The sequence below is a fragment of the Bacillus sp. REN10 genome (assembly GCF_016820555.1).
Lineage (GTDB): Bacteria > Bacillota > Bacilli > Bacillales > Domibacillaceae > Bacillus_CE.
Map to the genome: position 1 here is coordinate 1 of NZ_JADHDW010000023.1, position 17,411 is coordinate 17,411.

Annotated in this window: 16 protein-coding genes and 1 pseudogene; 15 read left to right on the forward strand and 2 right to left on the reverse strand. The window is 37.5% G+C overall.

Annotated features, from left to right (window positions below; translation table 11 throughout):
* Nucleotides 1-275: 275 nt before the first annotated feature.
* The 5 genes and pseudogenes from IRB43_RS17020 to IRB43_RS17040 form a co-directional block, all read left to right on the forward strand.
* A pseudogene (locus tag IRB43_RS17020) lies at nt 276-1,016 on the forward strand (PhzF family phenazine biosynthesis isomerase); the annotation flags it as partial.
* Nucleotides 1,017-1,180: 164 nt separating this feature from the next.
* Nucleotides 1,181-1,390, forward strand: a complete 210-nt coding sequence (locus IRB43_RS17025) for a hypothetical protein (protein WP_094836187.1) — start codon at nt 1,181-1,183, stop codon at nt 1,388-1,390.
* A 124-nt stretch (nt 1,391-1,514) separates the two neighbouring features.
* Complete coding sequence (locus tag IRB43_RS17030) at nt 1,515-2,006, forward strand: DUF3995 domain-containing protein (RefSeq protein ID WP_203364659.1); 492 nt, start codon at nt 1,515-1,517, stop codon at nt 2,004-2,006.
* Nucleotides 2,007-2,250: 244 nt separating this feature from the next.
* Nucleotides 2,251-3,390 (forward strand): hypothetical protein, encoded by a 1,140-nt coding sequence (locus tag IRB43_RS17035; RefSeq protein ID WP_203364660.1) that lies wholly within the window; start codon nt 2,251-2,253, stop codon nt 3,388-3,390.
* 75 nt (nt 3,391-3,465) lie between these two features.
* Nucleotides 3,466-4,026 carry a hypothetical protein gene (locus IRB43_RS17040; protein WP_203364661.1) on the forward strand — a complete coding sequence of 187 codons (561 nt, stop codon included), beginning with the start codon at nt 3,466-3,468 and terminating at the stop codon, nt 4,024-4,026.
* 141 nt (nt 4,027-4,167) lie between these two features.
* Here IRB43_RS17040 and IRB43_RS17045 read toward each other — a convergent pair whose 3' ends face one another.
* Nucleotides 4,168-4,560 carry a (2Fe-2S) ferredoxin domain-containing protein gene (locus IRB43_RS17045; protein WP_203364662.1) on the reverse strand — a complete coding sequence of 131 codons (393 nt, stop codon included), beginning with the start codon at nt 4,558-4,560 and terminating at the stop codon, nt 4,168-4,170.
* Nucleotides 4,561-5,202: 642 nt separating this feature from the next.
* On the opposite strand from IRB43_RS17045, the gene folE2 reads away from it, so the two are divergent.
* The 7 genes from folE2 to IRB43_RS17080 all read left to right on the forward strand — a co-directional run bounded on the left by folE2 (nt 5,203) and on the right by IRB43_RS17080 (nt 10,726).
* Nucleotides 5,203-6,099: a GTP cyclohydrolase FolE2 gene (gene folE2, locus IRB43_RS17050; RefSeq protein ID WP_203364663.1), complete on the forward strand. Its 897-nt coding sequence runs from the start codon at nt 5,203-5,205 to the stop codon at nt 6,097-6,099.
* 403 nt (nt 6,100-6,502) lie between these two features.
* Nucleotides 6,503-7,012, forward strand: a complete 510-nt coding sequence (locus IRB43_RS17055) for a hypothetical protein (RefSeq protein ID WP_203364664.1) — start codon at nt 6,503-6,505, stop codon at nt 7,010-7,012.
* Between the two features lie 78 nt (nt 7,013-7,090).
* The gene (locus IRB43_RS17060) at nt 7,091-7,372 is read left to right on the forward strand and encodes a hypothetical protein (protein ID WP_203364665.1); all 282 of its coding nucleotides are present in this window, start codon (nt 7,091-7,093) and stop codon (nt 7,370-7,372) included.
* Nucleotides 7,373-7,581: 209 nt separating this feature from the next.
* Nucleotides 7,582-8,706, forward strand: a complete 1,125-nt coding sequence (locus IRB43_RS17065) for an S-layer homology domain-containing protein (protein WP_238942079.1) — start codon at nt 7,582-7,584, stop codon at nt 8,704-8,706.
* Between the two features lie 384 nt (nt 8,707-9,090).
* On the forward strand, nt 9,091-9,315 hold the full coding sequence (locus IRB43_RS17070; RefSeq protein ID WP_203364666.1) for a hypothetical protein: 225 nt from the start codon (nt 9,091-9,093) through the stop codon (nt 9,313-9,315).
* 18 nt (nt 9,316-9,333) lie between these two features.
* Complete coding sequence (locus IRB43_RS17075) at nt 9,334-10,203, forward strand: aminoglycoside 6-adenylyltransferase (protein ID WP_203364667.1); 870 nt, start codon at nt 9,334-9,336, stop codon at nt 10,201-10,203.
* Between the two features lie 61 nt (nt 10,204-10,264).
* Nucleotides 10,265-10,726: a GNAT family N-acetyltransferase gene (locus tag IRB43_RS17080; RefSeq protein ID WP_203364668.1), complete on the forward strand. Its 462-nt coding sequence runs from the start codon at nt 10,265-10,267 to the stop codon at nt 10,724-10,726.
* Nucleotides 10,727-10,966: 240 nt separating this feature from the next.
* On the opposite strand, the gene IRB43_RS17085 is transcribed toward IRB43_RS17080, so the two are convergent.
* Nucleotides 10,967-11,608: a GGDEF domain-containing protein gene (locus tag IRB43_RS17085; protein ID WP_203364669.1), complete on the reverse strand. Its 642-nt coding sequence runs from the start codon at nt 11,606-11,608 to the stop codon at nt 10,967-10,969.
* A 306-nt stretch (nt 11,609-11,914) separates the two neighbouring features.
* On the opposite strand from IRB43_RS17085, the gene IRB43_RS17090 reads away from it, so the two are divergent.
* The 3 genes from IRB43_RS17090 to IRB43_RS17100 all read left to right on the forward strand — a co-directional run bounded on the left by IRB43_RS17090 (nt 11,915) and on the right by IRB43_RS17100 (nt 16,767).
* Nucleotides 11,915-14,554, forward strand: a complete 2,640-nt coding sequence (locus IRB43_RS17090) for a cation-translocating P-type ATPase (RefSeq protein WP_203364670.1) — start codon at nt 11,915-11,917, stop codon at nt 14,552-14,554.
* Nucleotides 14,555-14,898: 344 nt separating this feature from the next.
* Nucleotides 14,899-15,999: an IS200/IS605 family element RNA-guided endonuclease TnpB gene (tnpB, locus tag IRB43_RS17095; protein WP_203364671.1), complete on the forward strand. Its 1,101-nt coding sequence runs from the start codon at nt 14,899-14,901 to the stop codon at nt 15,997-15,999.
* Between the two features lie 216 nt (nt 16,000-16,215).
* Nucleotides 16,216-16,767, forward strand: coding sequence for a short-chain dehydrogenase (locus IRB43_RS17100; RefSeq protein ID WP_203364672.1), 552 nt, complete (start codon nt 16,216-16,218; stop codon nt 16,765-16,767).
* Nucleotides 16,768-17,411: the final 644 nt, after the last annotated feature.

Genomic DNA, 17,411 nt, shown 5'->3' on the forward strand with positions numbered 1-17,411 from the left:
AAGTGATGTTGACGAACATCACGTATCTACGTCCTGTACAGGCGTAGTAGATGGGCAGAACCGCCCCAGGGGGAGAGTATTCTCCCTCTGTTGCTTACGGTGGCAGCAAGCAGTCGAGAGACTTCTTGCGTCAAGACCACTGCTTCCATATGGGAGCGTCAGTCCCCAAGACAGAGGAGGGTGTCGTGTACGCCTATGGACATCGTCCAGCTTCTAATGTCTTGGGGATCGACAAGAAACTCCTACCTCAAGAGCGAAGCAATAGGTAGGGGAGGTTCATTGAAACCGCTTTTGTTGTTCCTTCCAATGTGGCTGATTTTCGCATTCGTTACTTTACACCTGGACATGAAATGAATTTGTGTGGCCATGCGACAATGGGAACCGTTTATGCTCTAATAATGAATGGACTATTAGAAACAAATGCAGGTATATTGCCAATAAAGATTCGTGAAGAAAATAATCAAGTACTTATCACTATGCAACATGCAACACCACAATTTCAATCATTTGACGGTTCAAAGTCTGATTTAGCAGCTTCCATTGGATTACAAGAAGAAGATTTCCATTCCGAATATCCAATTGTTTATGGAAGTACAGGCATTTGGACCTTAATTATCCCAGTTAAAAAGTTATCAAGCTTTTCAAAAATGACACCAAACACGGAAGAATTTCCAAAAGTGTTATTAGAGATGCCAAAAGCTTCTTTACATCCTATTTGTTTTGAGGTGCGTGATTATGAAAACGATATGCATGCTCGTCATTTTTCATCTCCTTATTCAGGAACGATTGAAGATGCCATTACAGGAACCGCTTCAGGTGTGATGGGAGCGTATTATAAAAAATATGTAAATAAAGATATTAGTTTGCCTACGACAGTTATTGTTGAGCAAGGACATGAAATGAATAAAGATGGGCGAGTATATGTACATTTAAAAGAAGACGAAGAAAAGCAACTGAACATTTCTATTTCAGGCACGGCTGTTTTTGTGAAGGACATTGAGGTTGAAATAGAGTAACTTTACATGCTTTGGCAGTCTGAAGTGATCTAATATGCGTGCAAAATAATGATCCGTTCAGTGGTAATCAGCTTGTGTTATAATGATAAACTTAGGGTAATTATGATCTTTGCTTATCATTAGAACGGATGCTAAGAAAAGCCTAAAGGTGGAGGTGTAAGAGAATGAATAAAAGATGGACGATCGGTAAAATTAAAGAATTTGTTGAGAATAATTCGGAAAGTAAGCTATTAACGACGGAATATCACGGTTTTTCTCAAAAATTATTATTTAAATGTGCATGTGGTAGCAACTTTGAAAAAACATTTACGAAATTTAAAAAAAATAACCAACGTAAATGTGACGTGTGCCAACCACCCAAAGCATCACGCTAGACGCAGTGCCGATTTCTACTAAATAGAAGTTGGCGCTCTTTTTATAAAAATTGAACTGTTTTACCCTTTTGATAAGATCATCCGGCTATCTTCAATTTTCGGAAAAACAGAAAAGAGGGTTTTGATGAGGAGGAACTATTGGTTCATAGTTATGGGAAGCCTTTGGACGGCTATTTTTTCAGGAATGAGTTTCTACTGGGCAATGGGTGGCTTAATAGGGGTTAGATCTCTAGGAGGAGCGATTTACGAGATGGCTCTATCTCCTTCTCGTTCATTCATCGTTCTTGTTTGGTTTACTGGTTTTATTAAATTAATCGGTCTCCTATTATTGTTGATGCTACTTATTCGTTGGAAGAACTCTATAATGAACAAAATACTTTATTACACGACTAAAGTGGTAGGAATCTTGTTATTTCTATATGGTTTTCTTAACTTCATCACAATCACATTAAGTACGTTTAATATGTTAGCTCTCGACTTAGATGCATATACAACGTTTTGGAGATTAGTTTTCTGGGAGCCTTACTGGATGGCCGGCGGAATTTTTTATTTTTTTTCTGTGAAAAGAATAGAAAACTCGCTCGAAAAGAAAGAGGCAAGTATAGATTTGAAATAAAATTATGTAGATAAAGACTGCGTGTAAGGGCATAGTTTTAGACTATGCTCTTATATTTTTGGGGAAAAAGAACTTTTTCTTAATTGATTTATGAATCTAAAGACCTGAATAACAAGAGAAGTTTTTTGCCAAATGTCCTATTTTACTTCAATAATACAATTAATCATTCTAAAGGAAAATAATTTATAGGATACTATAAATATCCAAAAAAATAATTTTAGAATGTATGTAAGGAGTTAGAAGGATGAAAATTAAAAATAAGATGAAAATCGCCGCAATTGTTTTAGCGGGTGGAACTCTTGCCGCTTGTGGACAATCACCAAAGGAACAATACATTAGTTTAATGGCAAAAGCTAGTGAAGCAGAATCAGGAAAACTTGAGATGTCAATTAAAGATTTTGCTGTTTCAGGTGATAGCCAAACCCAAGCATTTGCCAACATGATGAAAAATCAATTAAATGATATAAAACTAACAAGTAATTACTCGATGCCAGATGACGGAAAAGAATATTCGGTGGACTTAAATGTAGATGCACTAGGTCAAAAGATTAAGTTTGAAATGCTTGGTAACCAAGAGAATGCTTATCTATCAACGGACTATGTTGCGTCTATGATGGATCTAGTTAACCAGTTTAGCGGTGGTCAAGCAGTTATTGATGATAAAAAATTGAAAGAAATTGAAGGTAAATATATTGACTTAAAAGCTGTAGCAGAAAGCGAAGATGCGAGTAAAGTAACTGGCACAGAGAAGTTAGAAGATTTAGATTTAAAAACAGCAGTAAAATATCAAAAAGACTTACAAAAAGAATTTGTAAAATATTTAGAAGATGATGTGGATGATAAACGCTTTACGGAGAAGGAAGGTAAGCTATCATTTACAATAAAGAAAAAAGATTTAGAGAAACTTAATGATATTCAAGAGGAACTAGCAAAGAAAAACAAAGATTATAAGCAGTACACATCTGATTTCGCTACGACTTTAAAAGATTTAGATAAGCTGGACATCAAAACAGTAATCGATGAAAAAACGAATAAGCAAACATATGACATCGATATTGAGTCGAAGAAAAATAACATTGATTCCTACAAGTTCCATATTGTAAATATACCTTCTGATAAGACTAAAGATGTCAAGATGCCATCAAAGGATCAACTTGTATCAGAGAAGCAATTAAATGAAATGATGGATTCTGCTACAGGAACAACAAGTCTTGATGCAACAGCTGTTAAATGGACAGACGCTGAATTCAACCAAGTGATGGATATTGTGAAACAAAACGCAGGAAGCTATAGCGATGCACAGCGCCAGCAAATTTTAGAACAATATAAAGTATATATGACAGACGAACAATATAAAGAAATGGAAAAGGAATTGTCTAAATAATGAATTACACCTTTATCAACTAACAAGGCAGGTTAGTTGATAAAGGACTGTAGCAAATAGAATATGAGGTGAAACATGAAAAGATATCTTTTTCCAAGTTTACTAGCTGCTCTCATATTTTCATTATTGGGATGTCAACAAACCGCGATCAAAACAGAAAGTCAGATTAAGCAACAAGATACAGCAGGTTTTATTGAACCAGAACCATCTGATTGGGTGAAGTATACAAAGGCTGTCACGAAGTATATGTATTACAGAACGCAAGCGGTAGTCAACAACGATATACATCTTTTGTGGGATCAGTATCCAGATTTAAAGAACGATCAGGATTTAAAAAAAGGGATTAATGTAGAAAAAGATGAGGTTGAATCCTTAAATGAAAATTTTCAATTGATCGATGCCAATTATAGTATTGAAAGTCATGATCGAGTGAAAGTAAAAGTGATAAACGATGAAGAGGTCATTGTTCTTGTTCATGGCGGCATTGGTTATTTGAGAGACGATTTCGGGGAGTCAGGAGGGGAACTCCTAATAGAAATCTCCCTCAAGCGGAAAAATAATCAATGGACCGTTGTAAAAACAGATGGATATACGGAACCAGAATACAAAGAGTGGATCAAAGAGCAGAACAAATGATTATTGTCAAATAAAGTTAATAGTTAAAAGGGGAGCTCATTTTCATTATTTGGCTCCCCAATTAAACAATCTTATTCTAAACGAACATAAATATCCTAGACTAATGCTTGCTAACTCATGAGGGCGCAGCTGCCCCCTTATTTATAATGTTTTCGATGCTTTCTTTACTTTCTCTTTGTCTTTTGATACGCCTTTAGGGGTTCCCGAACTGCGAACAAAGCCTTCACTCGTGAACGTATGGCTCACTTTTTCTGTATATTCTTCGTTATTTAAAATGGAATCAATGAAGAGAGAAGTATCTTCCGGTTTCAGGTCTTTGTACCATGTTCCTTGCGGATAATGAATGGCGACGCACTTATCCAGACAGCGACCATTGCATCGCGTTCGAGTTGTATGGATGACATCGTCTAGATCTCGTTTTTGAATTTCTTTTCTAATGGATTGAGTCAGTTCCTCGGCTCCGACTTTATTGCAGCTGCTCCCATTGCAGATAAGGATGTGATGCTGTGTATTGCTTAAATCCCAAGTAGCCATTATCAACTACCTCCTCAATTGAAAATTATTTAACACAAATAGGACGTTCTCTTTTTTGGTGAATTAGATTTCCTAGCGATGCTTTATCGTTTGATTTAAATCGTAATTGTTACGTTTTATGATAAAGATTATATGCTTTTGCTCTTCTAAATGCAAATAGAAGAGCAAGTTTCCCTTTATTTTCATTCTTAAGTTTACTAGATAAGGAAATGAATGAAGGAAAAAGTGGTTGGATTCTCTTATTCAAGTGAACCCTTTCAGCATGAATTCCTACATAAAAAACGCAACAATTACAGTTTTTATATTGTTTTGATGACAAATAGATGGTAAATTGATTTTATCCACAAATCGTAATTATTACGATTTGTGGAGCGTCATTCAAATTAGATTTATCTCACAACATCTTTTAGGACATTTATTTCAAGCTGATACATATGTAATCAAAAACTTTCATTTATAAGTGTAAGGAGGCTTCATCAGGTGATGTTATCTTGTAAAACTATTGAAAAGAAGATAAAAGAAATTGAAGTTTCACTTTATCAAGACATAGAGACGCAAGAGCCCTATTCATGCAAGGACGTTAACCAATAAAGGTGTTTAAAAGAGTAATCATAAATATTTTATGAGTAAGGAGCTATAATCATGAATTTGCCTTCAAAAAAAGAGAGACATATACTGTTTGGATCAGTGGAACCGGGAGAAAAGCGAAAACCTGTAAATAAAGAAGAGATGGCGGATCTTCAGAACGAGAAAAAAGATTATCTGTTTCACATTGATCAGGTTGGAGTAAGTAATGTGAAAGTACCTGTAACTGTTAAAAGTGGAGTTCGTCCTACTAGCCAAGAAACCATTGCAACCTTTACGTTAACGGCCAGTCTGTCCCGTAATCAGAAAGGAACCAATATGAGCCGGTTTATGGAACAGATAGAGGAGTACAGATTAAAGGGATTTACTATGGATCAAGAGCAGCTATGTAGGTTTGTTGCAGACCTTTCCAACCGGTTAGGCCAGAATAATATTAAAATAGAAGTCGAATTTCCATGGTTCTATGAAAGAAAGAGCCTTTCTACGGGGTATACTGGGCTAAATCATGCAGTTGTCAAAATAACTGTTCATCAAAAGGGCCATAATCATTATAAAATGAACGGTCAATTGTCCTGTACGGTTACAACGCTTTGTCCATGTTCTAAGGAAATTTCAGATTACAGTGCGCACAATCAACGAGGAGTTGTAAGGATGTCCATCGATACCAAGACGTTGAAAGAGGATTGGAAAGAAGAATTATTATTTGCTGCAGAATCCAACGCCAGTGCATGTATATACCCAATATTAAAAAGACCCGATGAAAAAGCTGTAACAGAACAAGCGTATGAAAATCCTAGATTTGTAGAAGATATGGTTAGGCTTGTTGCAGCGGATCTATACGAAAAGGATTGGGTAGAAGGGTTTACAGTTGAATGCAAAAATGAAGAATCCATTCATCTTCATGACGCAATAGCTACCTTATCCTATAATAAACAAAACGGCAAAGAGGAATAGTGAGGTATTTAACTATTGAGGTGTTGTTCATTAATAGGGAAGCAACATTTCTCTTGTGGGAAGACAATAAAACTATTTAAAAACAAGGCGATATGAATATCTTCATATCGTCTTTTTTATTAGGAGTAAGCGATTGTTGAACTTTTTTAAAAATAAATATTGAAAAATATCATTTTTAGTGTAAAATTACACCAAATCATTTTGGTTCCATATGGAAAATGAGGAGGTTATTGATGATGATCCCATTCGTTTAATTTAGTGTAAGAGAAGAGGGGATTCGGTTGCGACTGAGTCTCATAGATTAGCTTAGTTTTTTGATAAGCGATGACATGTTTAATGGAGTTCCATGCACAGCAATAGACAACGAACACTTGGAGAATTCTAAATGGAAGGAGAAATGAATATGAAAGATGTTAAAGTATATAATCTTATTTTCCCTATATGGCTGTTGATGTTTTTTCCGCCTGTTGTTTTTGTTACGTTACTAGGGAATTTCTTGATTGATTCTCTTGTAGTTACCATTTGTTTTTACTTGTTTAAATTAGCCAAAAGTCAACCTGATTTAAAAACTTTTTATAAAGAGAGTATATTAAAGGTTTGGCTGTTTGGATTTGTAGCGGATATCATTGGTGCGGCTATTTTAATGGTGGTGTGTTGGACGGAAGAGGATAATTTTGGATTATCTTATGAACTAACATCGGCGATAAGCTATGATCCGTTCAGTCAGCCTTTAGCTGTACTGATTATTTCCGTGGCGATGTTAATTTCAACTATTTTCATTTTCATTTTTAATTACGCATATACATTCAAACACATCATTATAGAGAAAAAAGTAAGGAGAAAAGTGTCATTAACGATTGCGATTATTACTATACCATGGACGTTTTTATTGCCAATGGAGTGGTTTATGTAAAGCTTCTATGAGTGATGATTGTGGTCTGAGGTAAGAGAGTTGAAATATTTTGGATTTTTTGAATAAAGGAGCATTTTAATGATGAAAAAAATGGTTAAGGCTTTACGCTTTGTCTACCTTCCTCTATGTGGTCTTGTGATCCTTCCATTCTCTTTGTGGTTTGCTTCTGGTTTTATTTCTGAGTTAGGAGCGGAAAGTTCGATGTTTCCTGCCCCTCTTTGGTTGATTCCCGCTGCGGTATTCCTACTTGGTGCCGTTATTCAATGCTGGAGGAAATATTTTTGGGTGGGGATCAGTTTAACGGTATTATCGCTACTGCTTTTCTTTTTGCCAATTCCATATTCCTCTTTGCAATTGTAAAAACGTACATTCATATGAGTGAGAACTGGATGAAAAATTCGTTTTACCAGGGGCTTTACTTTTGTTTATCTTTTATTCCTATAAAGGTTAATTTTTTATTTATTCCCATATGTTTATTGTGGTAAATAGGTATAAGTCACCTGTTTTATCAGTTGTTCACAAGTTATAATCGTACTCTACATTCATATAATGGAAGAGAGGAGAAAGACTTGAGAGTATTTAAGATGTTCATGTCTTTATTTTTATTATTCGGTTTGCTTTCTGCGACACCAGCTTCGGCTGCGGTAAAGTCTGTCGACTATTATGATATTGGGGATATGGATCCTGAGCACCGCTTTTATGAAGCTGTTGAACGCTTTGTGTATATGGATATTATTGATGGGTATTTTCAATCTGATTCATACGAAGAAGATGGTGAGACGTACGAGTATTCATATGTGGCTGTTCGTCCGGAAGAAAAGATTACACGGGCACAGTTTACGAAAATTTTAGTCAATGCTTTGTCTCTTAAAGTGGGTGCAAAGACAAAAGAATTTTCAGACGTGAAAGCATCTTCGTGGTATTATAACTACGTTCGCGTTGCTAGCAGTCAAGGGATTATCACTGGACGCGCTGATGGAAAGTTTTATCCGAATGAAATAATCACACGCGATCAAATGGCAACGATGATTTATCGCGCCTTTCGTAATACAGTAACATTCCCAGCAACTGCAAAGAGATTCAAAGATGTTCCATCGACTAGCTTTGCTTATGAAGCGGTGGGCAAGTTAGCGGCTAATGGAATCGTTCAAGGGTACGGCGATACATTTAAGCCGCATAGTCCAGCTACTCGCGGTCAGGCGATTGCCATCATGGATCGGGCATTGTATAAAGAAAATGGAGAGGCAGCGGATACAGCATCGATCACAGAGGTGGTCGATCGCAATGTGAAAGAAGAATACCGATTGACGAAAGAACAAAACTTATCGGCACTTAAAACGCTTTATTATGCCACGACAACGGGCTATCATTTGTCTTACTCGTTAGATAATATGATGATGTTAGAAGGGATCGGCGGCTTAGACGGTACGGTTTCCATGGAGCCAATCGGCGTTCATTCTCTTAACGTTGTGACTGCGAAAAAGCGGTTGGCAGAAGTAAGAATCGATAATTTAAAGTATAAGGTTTCATTTACATCACCAGACTTTTCCTTCTCAATAAATGTTAATGCCTCAGGCACAGCTTGCTTGAAAAAGGGCGGAGACGGCAAATGGAAGATTTACAATATTGTATTGGATGAAGAGTTTGGAGGAGATTGGATGACGCAAATGGCTTCAAAGGCAAACGCATCCTAATCGGTATACGATAAATATTTGCTAGTGATATAGGGCGATCTGAAAAGCGGATGAAAGTTGCTTTTCAGATCGCCCTGTTTTTTTTTCTATGTAGCTAGCAAGTAGGAAAATGACCGATTAAGATACAATTCATTTTTTAAATAGAGAAAAAACTTCATCACCCTTAAATCCTCTTTCATTTTGCGCTGCGTCCTAATCCATCCGCAGCAATCATTTTGTGACGATTGACGTAGCTTTTTGTTATGACGCTACTTGGGATTATTGGATTTTATAGAAATAGGAGGAATTGATTATTAGTGAATCGAAGTTAATTAGAGGAGTGTTGTGAGTATTGAAAAGGGGATAACAAGGATCTACTAACCGTCTAGTAAGGAGGTTGTGTTTATGGAAGGGTTCAACATATTTAGTCCAGCCAATTGGATTGGCATTGTTTCAACGGTATTTATTATACTTTGTTTTTATTTTTTATTAACATTTTTTCAACATTTGAAAAGTGATAATGAGAGAGAGGTCAACCAGTCAAAACTGGCCGCTGTTATTTGTTTGGCGATTGCCTTATTAGTGCCAGCTATCTTCAATTTATACATATTCAATGAAATGATGAAATAACTTTAGGGGTGAATAGCGGTGAGAAGCGAGGGGGAAATGTTTGATCGAATATTAGGAGTAGCCAAAGAAGATGAACGAATTCGAGCTGTTTATATGAACGGTTCGCGAACTAATCTTAATGCTCCAAAAGATATTTTTCAAGATTACGATATTGTTTATGTTGTGACGGAAACAGCACCTTTTATTAACGATAAGACGTGGCTTCAGACTTTTGGTGATCTGCTCATGATGCAAGAACCTGATAAAAATGATCAATCTGTGGATTCAGACAAGTCTTATGGGTATTTGATGCTCTTTACAGATGGGAACCGTATCGACCTTCGTCTCGAAGCTATGGATACAATGATGAATAGATATGTAAGTGATTCATTGACCGTTCCATTACTAGATAAGGACAACATTTTCCCAGCTATTTCTGCTGCTTCAGACATTGATTACCATGTGGACAAGCCGGCAGAATCTACGTTTATGAGTTGTTGCAATGATTTTTGGTGGTGTCTTCAAAACGTTGCCAAAGGGATTTGGCGTGATGAATTGCCATATGCCAAGCAAATGTTTGAATATGTCATAAGAGCTAGATTAGATGAGATGGTTTCGTGGTGGATTGGGACAAAACACGACTTCCAAGTGTCGTCGGGAAAAATGGGCAAATATTTCAAAAAGTATCTTCCTGAATCGTATTGGGAGATGTATGAAAAAACGTATTCTGACCATGATTATGAGCATGTTTGGGATTCAATATTCGTCATTTGTGAATTATTTAGAACGCTAGCCAAAGAGGTGGCAGCTCATTTATTGTTCACCTATTCGATGGATGACGATATAAATATGACGAAATACCTTAAACATGTGAGGAAATTGCCTTCTAATGCCAAGGAAATATTTTAAGTGAATTTCTATATCACCTATAAAACTTTCAAAGAAATCATTCAACTAATGGAGGAAGAATATGAAAATCAATTTGCTTTGCGAAAATGAACAATATATTAATGATGTTTCACGTATGATTTACAATGAATTCGTAGTGCCAACAAGCAGTCAAATGACTGATCAAGAGGTTTTTCATTTTTTCTCAAATACGCATTCATCACAGTTCCCAATCACATTCGTTGCGATTCTTGATGAGCAATGTGTTGGGACTGTATCCGTTTTTGAGAATGATTGGAAAGAACGTCCGCAATATACACCTTGGTTAGCTTCATTGTATGTAGAGCCAGCATATCGAAGCAGAAAAATAGGCATGCAGTTAATAGAGGCTGTTATTCAACAGTTAGATAAATTAGGATATCGTGAGCTGTATTTAAAAACAGAAAGCACCTCTCAGTATTATCATAGCCAGGGTTGGGAGTTAATCGAATCCGTGTTAGATGAAAATCAGGAGACTGTAGATATTTTTAAATATTACATATAAAAGGGAGGAGCGGATTTTATTCCGTATTAACCGTCTGTAAGACACCCACTTCAACTTGTCAGGGAAACTAAATAAGGTTATATATGAAGAACTATGTTTAGCAAAAATTCAGCCATCATCAAGAGAATATTATAAACAGGCTTTATGTTTTCAAAAGAAGCTGTCCAGAAAGTCAGTGAAAACGGCTTTTTTGGACAGCTTTTGTCTTTTTTATGAGGAACCACTGATAAAAGCATCTATCTAGACAGTTCTTGATGTTTTACTTTGATACATGTTACTGTCGGCTATCTTGATTAATTCAAATAAATCTTTACCGTGATTTGGATAAATAGCCGATCCTATAGAAACTTTAACGGGGATTTGTACTTGATCAGAGAGGTTTCTCATTTGCTCTTCTAAACTGTGGAAAATCGTTTGTAGACTTGTTTCTTCAGCGTAGCGTCCGATCACTAGAAATTCATCTCCGCCCCAGCGAGCTGCAATATCGTTTTTATCTATAGATTCCGTAAGTATCTCACCGATTTTCTTTAAAATTAGGTCGCCCTTGTGATGCCCATAAGCGTCATTGATCATTTTAAAGTTATCGCAATCTACTATTAATATGAAAACTTGATTATTCGTTCGTTCCGTTAAGGAAACAAATTTTTTATAAGTGTTCATAACAAACCTGCGATTATAAATACCCGTAAGTTCATCTTTCTCAGAATAAAACTTTACCTGATCGTAATGTTTACCAGCCCAATAACCAAAAGCAAGTAAGAAAGGATAGGAATATAAATCAAGAGGCTCAATGGTTTTATCACGAACATAATAGTAAAAGATATAAATGGAGTGTATGATAAACAAGCCTAAACTGCCAATGAATCTACCGGTATATTTCATAGTAATCTATCCTCGCTCTAGTCTTTAAGGTTTATCTTTATTATAACAAATATTTATTGATAATTAATATAAATTAGTTAAAAGTCTACATATGTTAAATAATTTTTTAGGTCTAATGAAATAAGAGTAGAATTATGTCTAATAATCTGTCAAATAACAGGTGTATAAGTGGGAATATGATTTCCAGTATGGCAAAATATACATATAGAAGTGAAGTAGAAGGAGTCTGCTGGCGATCAAGATACATTGATTGTCAAAGCTTTTTGAAGTCCATTGCAAATAAGATATAGAAGCGAGTGAGGGAAAATGGAGTTTTATCAACGTAGCAACAAAGATGTACTAGCGGCTATTGATTCTAGTGAGCAAGGGCTATCCAGTCAGGAAGTGCAATCACGCCTCAAGCGAGATGGGTACAATGAAATTGAAGATAAGGAAAAAGTTCCGACTTGGAAGCTGTTTTTAGAGACATTTAAGGATCCGATGGTGGTGGTTCTTCTTGCAGCCGCAGGTATACAAATTGCCATTGGTGAAGTCGTTGAGTCCATGATTATTTTTCTTGTCCTACTCATTAATTCAGTGATTAGCGTCGTGCAGACTCGGAAAGCGGAAAGCTCTTTAGAAGCGTTGCGGGATATGTCTGCCCCGACAGCGAAAGTGATTCGTGATGGAATAAAGCAAACGGTCGTAGCAAAAGAACTGGTGCAGGGAGATATTGTCTTCCTTGAAGCCGGAGATTATGTTCCTGCCGATGGTCGTATGCTAGAAAGTGGATCATTGAAAGTGAATGAAGGGATGTTAACAGGTGAATCGGAAGCGGTGGAGAAGTCAATTGAAGTCATAGAAGGGGAAGTAGGCCTTGGCGATCGCCGCAATATGGTGTTTAGCAGTTCCTTAGTGGTCTATGGACATGGTAGTTTTGTCGTGACAGGGACGGCGGAGAGAACAGAGGTCGGAAAAATTGCTGATATGATTTCAACTGCCGAGCAAAAAGAAACACCACTACAGCGAAAGTTAGATGATTTCAGCAAAAAGCTCGGTGTTGGTATTCTAGTGCTTTGTATTGTTATTTTTGCTGTACAAGCAGCCCGTATTTGGTTTGGTGATAGTGAAGAAGCGACAACGACAGCTTTGCTGGATGCACTGATGTTTTCGGTAGCGATTGCAGTTGCTGCTATACCGGAAGCGTTGCAATCGATTGTCACGATTGTGTTATCGGTTGGCACGAATAAAATGGCAAAACAGCACGCCATTATTCGCAAGTTGCCCGCTGTGGAAACGCTAGGGTCAACGAGTATTATTTGTACAGATAAAACAGGTACACTCACACAAAATAAGATGACGGTTACCGATTATTTTTTACCGGCTTGTACACATGAACAACTTCCGGACAATCTAAGTGAATGGGATCAATCCGAACGGCTCCTTATTTCTATAGCAGCTCTTTGTAATGATTCCTACATCACTGAAGATGGTCAGGAAGTAGGAGACCCGACAGAGGTTGCTTTGATCAATTTCGCCAATAAGTATGCGCATGATTATGAACAATTGCGTACAACGTATCCACGAGGAGCGGAAATTCCATTTGATTCTGACCGAAAGCTAATGTCAACTGTACACAGGATCGATGAGGAATACCTGATGCTGACGAAAGGCGGTCCTGATGTGATGTTCAACCGTACTAGTTATGTGCTAGTCGACGGTGAAGAGCAGCCAATGAACGAGGGGTGGTTGGAACGCTTTAGAGAGGCGAATGAGGACTTTTCTAATCAGGCATTAAGAGTTCTAGCGTATGGCTATAAGCGCTTGCCAGAGGGAAAAACAGAGATTGGCCGCGATGATGAGCACGATCTTGTATTAGTTGGTTTAACAGCGATGATGGACCCTCCTAGAGAAGCTGTGTATCACTCAATAGAGGAAGCGAAAAAAGCTGGCATTCGTACGATTATGATTACGGGTGATCATAAAACAACGGCGCAAGCCATTGGTCGAGATATTGGCTTAATGGAAGAAGATGATCTTGCGATGACGGGTCAAGAGCTTGATGCAATGTCTGAAGCAGAATTAGATCAAAAATTAGAAAGAATCTCCGTCTATGCGCGCGTATCTCCTGAAAATAAAATTCGCATTGTACGAGCATGGCAGAAAAAAGATGCTGTGACAGCGATGACGGGAGACGGTGTCAATGATGCTCCGGCCTTAAAGCAAGCGGATATTGGGATTGCGATGGGAAGTGGCACGGATGTGGCAAAAGATTCAGCTGCGATGATTTTAACGGATGATAACTTTGTATCGATTGTGAATGCCGTGCAAGTCGGAAGAACAGTATTTGATAACATTAAGAAGGCCATTAGTTATTTGTTTGCAGGGAACCTAGGTGCGATTATCGCTATTTTGTACGCGGTCACGTTCCATTTACCTAACCCCTTTACTGCCTTGCAATTGCTGTTTATTAATCTTGTGAATGATTCGTTACCTGCTATTGCCCTAGGAGTAGAAAAACCTGAGCCGAATGTGATGAAGAAAAAGCCGCGTTCCATTGATGAAGGAATCTTTGCAGACGGTACGATGAAAGCAGTGCTGACACGAGGAATACTGATCGGGATAGCGGTCATTGTTTCCTTTTACATTGGCCTGTCTCATTCAGATGAGATGGGGGTTGCCATGGCTTTTACCACGCTGATCCTCTCGAGAACATTGCAAACCTTTGCCGCTCGATCTAATACACAAACCGCGATCAAGATTGGACTGTTTAGCAATAAATATGTCATTGGAGCAGTTGTGTTAGGGTTTTTGTTATACGGCATGACAGTCTTGCCGTTCAGTCGTAGCATTTTCAGTATTCCGCCTGCATTTGGACTAACAGACTGGCTAATTGCCACAGGTCTTGCACTTGGAGCAGTGATTTTAATGGAGTTTTTAAAAGTATTTTATCATCGGAAAGAGTAACACGTTCTAAATAAAATATCCGGCACAGCTAGTCAGTGTCGGTTTTTATCTTTTTAGGCGAGAAGACTCCCACCTCAAGGAATGTGTAGGGCGATAGCCCAATGAGTAGGTGGGAGATGAATCGCTTTCGGACAAGGGATGGCTACTTGTAACAAGTGAAAAATAGCTTGGGTACGAACCCCGAACCCCTTTGGCTTTTGGTCTGCATCCAACCTTGCCGAAATTAGGACATAGTCATACAACGGATTGTTTTTCCACGTCTTCACTCCTAAAATCATATACAACGAGTATCGGATTTGGTGTAATATGTATATTGTGGTGTGGTCCACAAGGAGGTGAAACCTGTGATCGTTCACAAAGCCTATAAGTTTCGTATCTACCCCACGGATAAACAAGCTACTTTGATTAACAAAACCATTGGCTCCAGTCGATTTGTCTTTAATCATTTCTTGTCTCTTTGGAATGACACTTATAAGCAAACAGGAAAAGGACTATCCTTCAACAAATGTTCGAAACAACTCACACAACTGAAGAAAGAAATCGTATGGTTGAAAGAACCGGACAGTATCGCTTTACAGTCTTCCCTTGAACACCTCTCAGATGCGTTTGACCGCTTTTTCAAGAAACAAAATGACGCTCCTCGTTTTAAGTCTAAAAAGAACAAAGTTCAATCCTACAAAACGAAACACACAAACGGAAACATCGCCATTGTCGAACATACGATCAAATTGCCAAAACTCGGATTTGTTAAATTTGCCAAAAGTAGAGAAGTGGAAGGCAGAATTTTAAGTGCGACGATCAGACGGAATCCAAGTGGAAAGTATTTTGTATCCATCCTTACAGAAACCGAAGTAAAAGAATTACCTAAGACAGACTCTTCTGTTGGAGTGGATGTCGGAATTAAAGATTTCGCGATTCTTAGTACGGGAGAAGTATTTAGTAATCCTAAGTTCTTCCGCACATTGGAACAAAAACTAGCTAAAGCTCAGCGGATCATGAGCAGACGAACAAAAGGCGGTGCTAATTGGAACAAAGCCAGAATCAAAGTCGCCCGTATTCATGAGAAAATCACCAACGCAAGAAAAGATTATCTAGACAAAATCTCTACCTATCTTGTCAAAAACCACGACATCATAGGCATAGAAGATTTACAAGTATCGAATATGCTGAAAAACCAACGGCTTTCTAAAGCTATTAGCGAAGTATCATGGTCACAATTTCGAGAAATGCTTGAATACAAGGCGAAATGGTATGGAAAGCAAGTCGTTGTCGTATCCAAAACATTTGCTAGTTCTCAACGATGTTCTTCTTGTGGTCATCCGCATAAAGAAGTAAAAAATCTCGCCTTACGTCAATGGAAATGTCCTTCTTGCGACACACATCACGACCGAGACATCAATGCGGCCATTAACCTTAAAAACGAAGCATTAAGACTAATCAACTGAAATAGATTGTCGGAGGCGTCAGCCGATTATACGACCTAACCGCAGGAACTGTGGAGGGAAGCCTGCTCAATAACTGGTGGATACACTGGTGTTCGCAGGAAACAGAATCCCCCACTTCAAACCACTCGCAAGAGAGTGAAGTGGCGGGAGGGTTCAATATTTCGAGTTGATTCACAATTATAGTAGTTCTAGCGGTTTTCTAAGGGGGGGGAAGTTATGCAACATGTGTTAATTGTAGGAGGAACCGGTATGTTATCGGAAGTGTCTCTTTGGTTGGCGAAAAATAATGATCATGTCTCCGTGGTTGCTCGAGATCAACGGAAAATGGAAAGAATGGTCAATAAGTCTGTTGAAAAGTCAAATATCATACCAGTCTTAGTTGATTATAGTCATGATGATGAATTAAGACGAGCTATTCTCCTGCTGACAGAAAAATACGGCTCTATTGATTTAGTTATTGCCTGGATTCATTCCTATGCGGAGAATGCTCTTGGCTCAATCATAGATATTGTCTCAAATAATAGTGATCAGTGGGAACTATATCATATATTAGGTAGTAGTAGTGATATAAATGAAATTAAGAAAAGTATAACTGTTCCGAAGAACTGTCGATATCATCAAATTCAACTCGGTTTTATAATTAAGAATAATATGTCCAGATGGCTAACGCATGACGAAATCTCAAGCGGAGTCATAGATGCTATCAAAAATAATGAAGCTAGTCCTGTTGTTATTGGAGAAATCGAACCTTGGGATAGGCGCCCTTAAGGGAAGGAAGCAGACTTGAGTGAATCTTGCCAGTGAAATGTTCAAGATGTGTGATTATGGACAATTATTTAGAGAATGTTTTTGTAAAGACAGTTATTTCTGCTTTATTGTTTTGTGTTTTATATAGTAGTGGTTTCCTTTCTGATTGGGTTCAGTCTGTATGTGGAGGGCATAACTATGATTCTAGCTTTAATTATCTAATGTGTTAGAGGTAGAAGCTATGAGGCTTGTTATGGCTATTCTGTGCAATGTAATGATATGTTTAGTAGCAATAGTGATTAGCCTCGTCTAGTTTCTGTTGCTTTTCGTTTTTCTCAAAATTAACGGGTATTATTTTATTGTGAAAGAAATAAAATGCAGATATTTATGTAATCACTATTAAGCAAAACAAATAGTAAAGAAAAATGATGTGCACACCAGTTTTCTTTATTACTTGCAGAAGACTAATATAAACGAGTAATGGATTCAAATTAGATAGAGTTTTAAAGATAGAGAAATATTATTTTAGAAAAACAGTTGACTTTGTATTTTAGAGCATGTTATATTATAGACCTGCCGCTGATAACGGCGGTTGCGAAAAAAGAATTTAAAAAAGAATTTTAAAAAACAGTTGACTTACCACCAACTAAGGTGATATGATAATA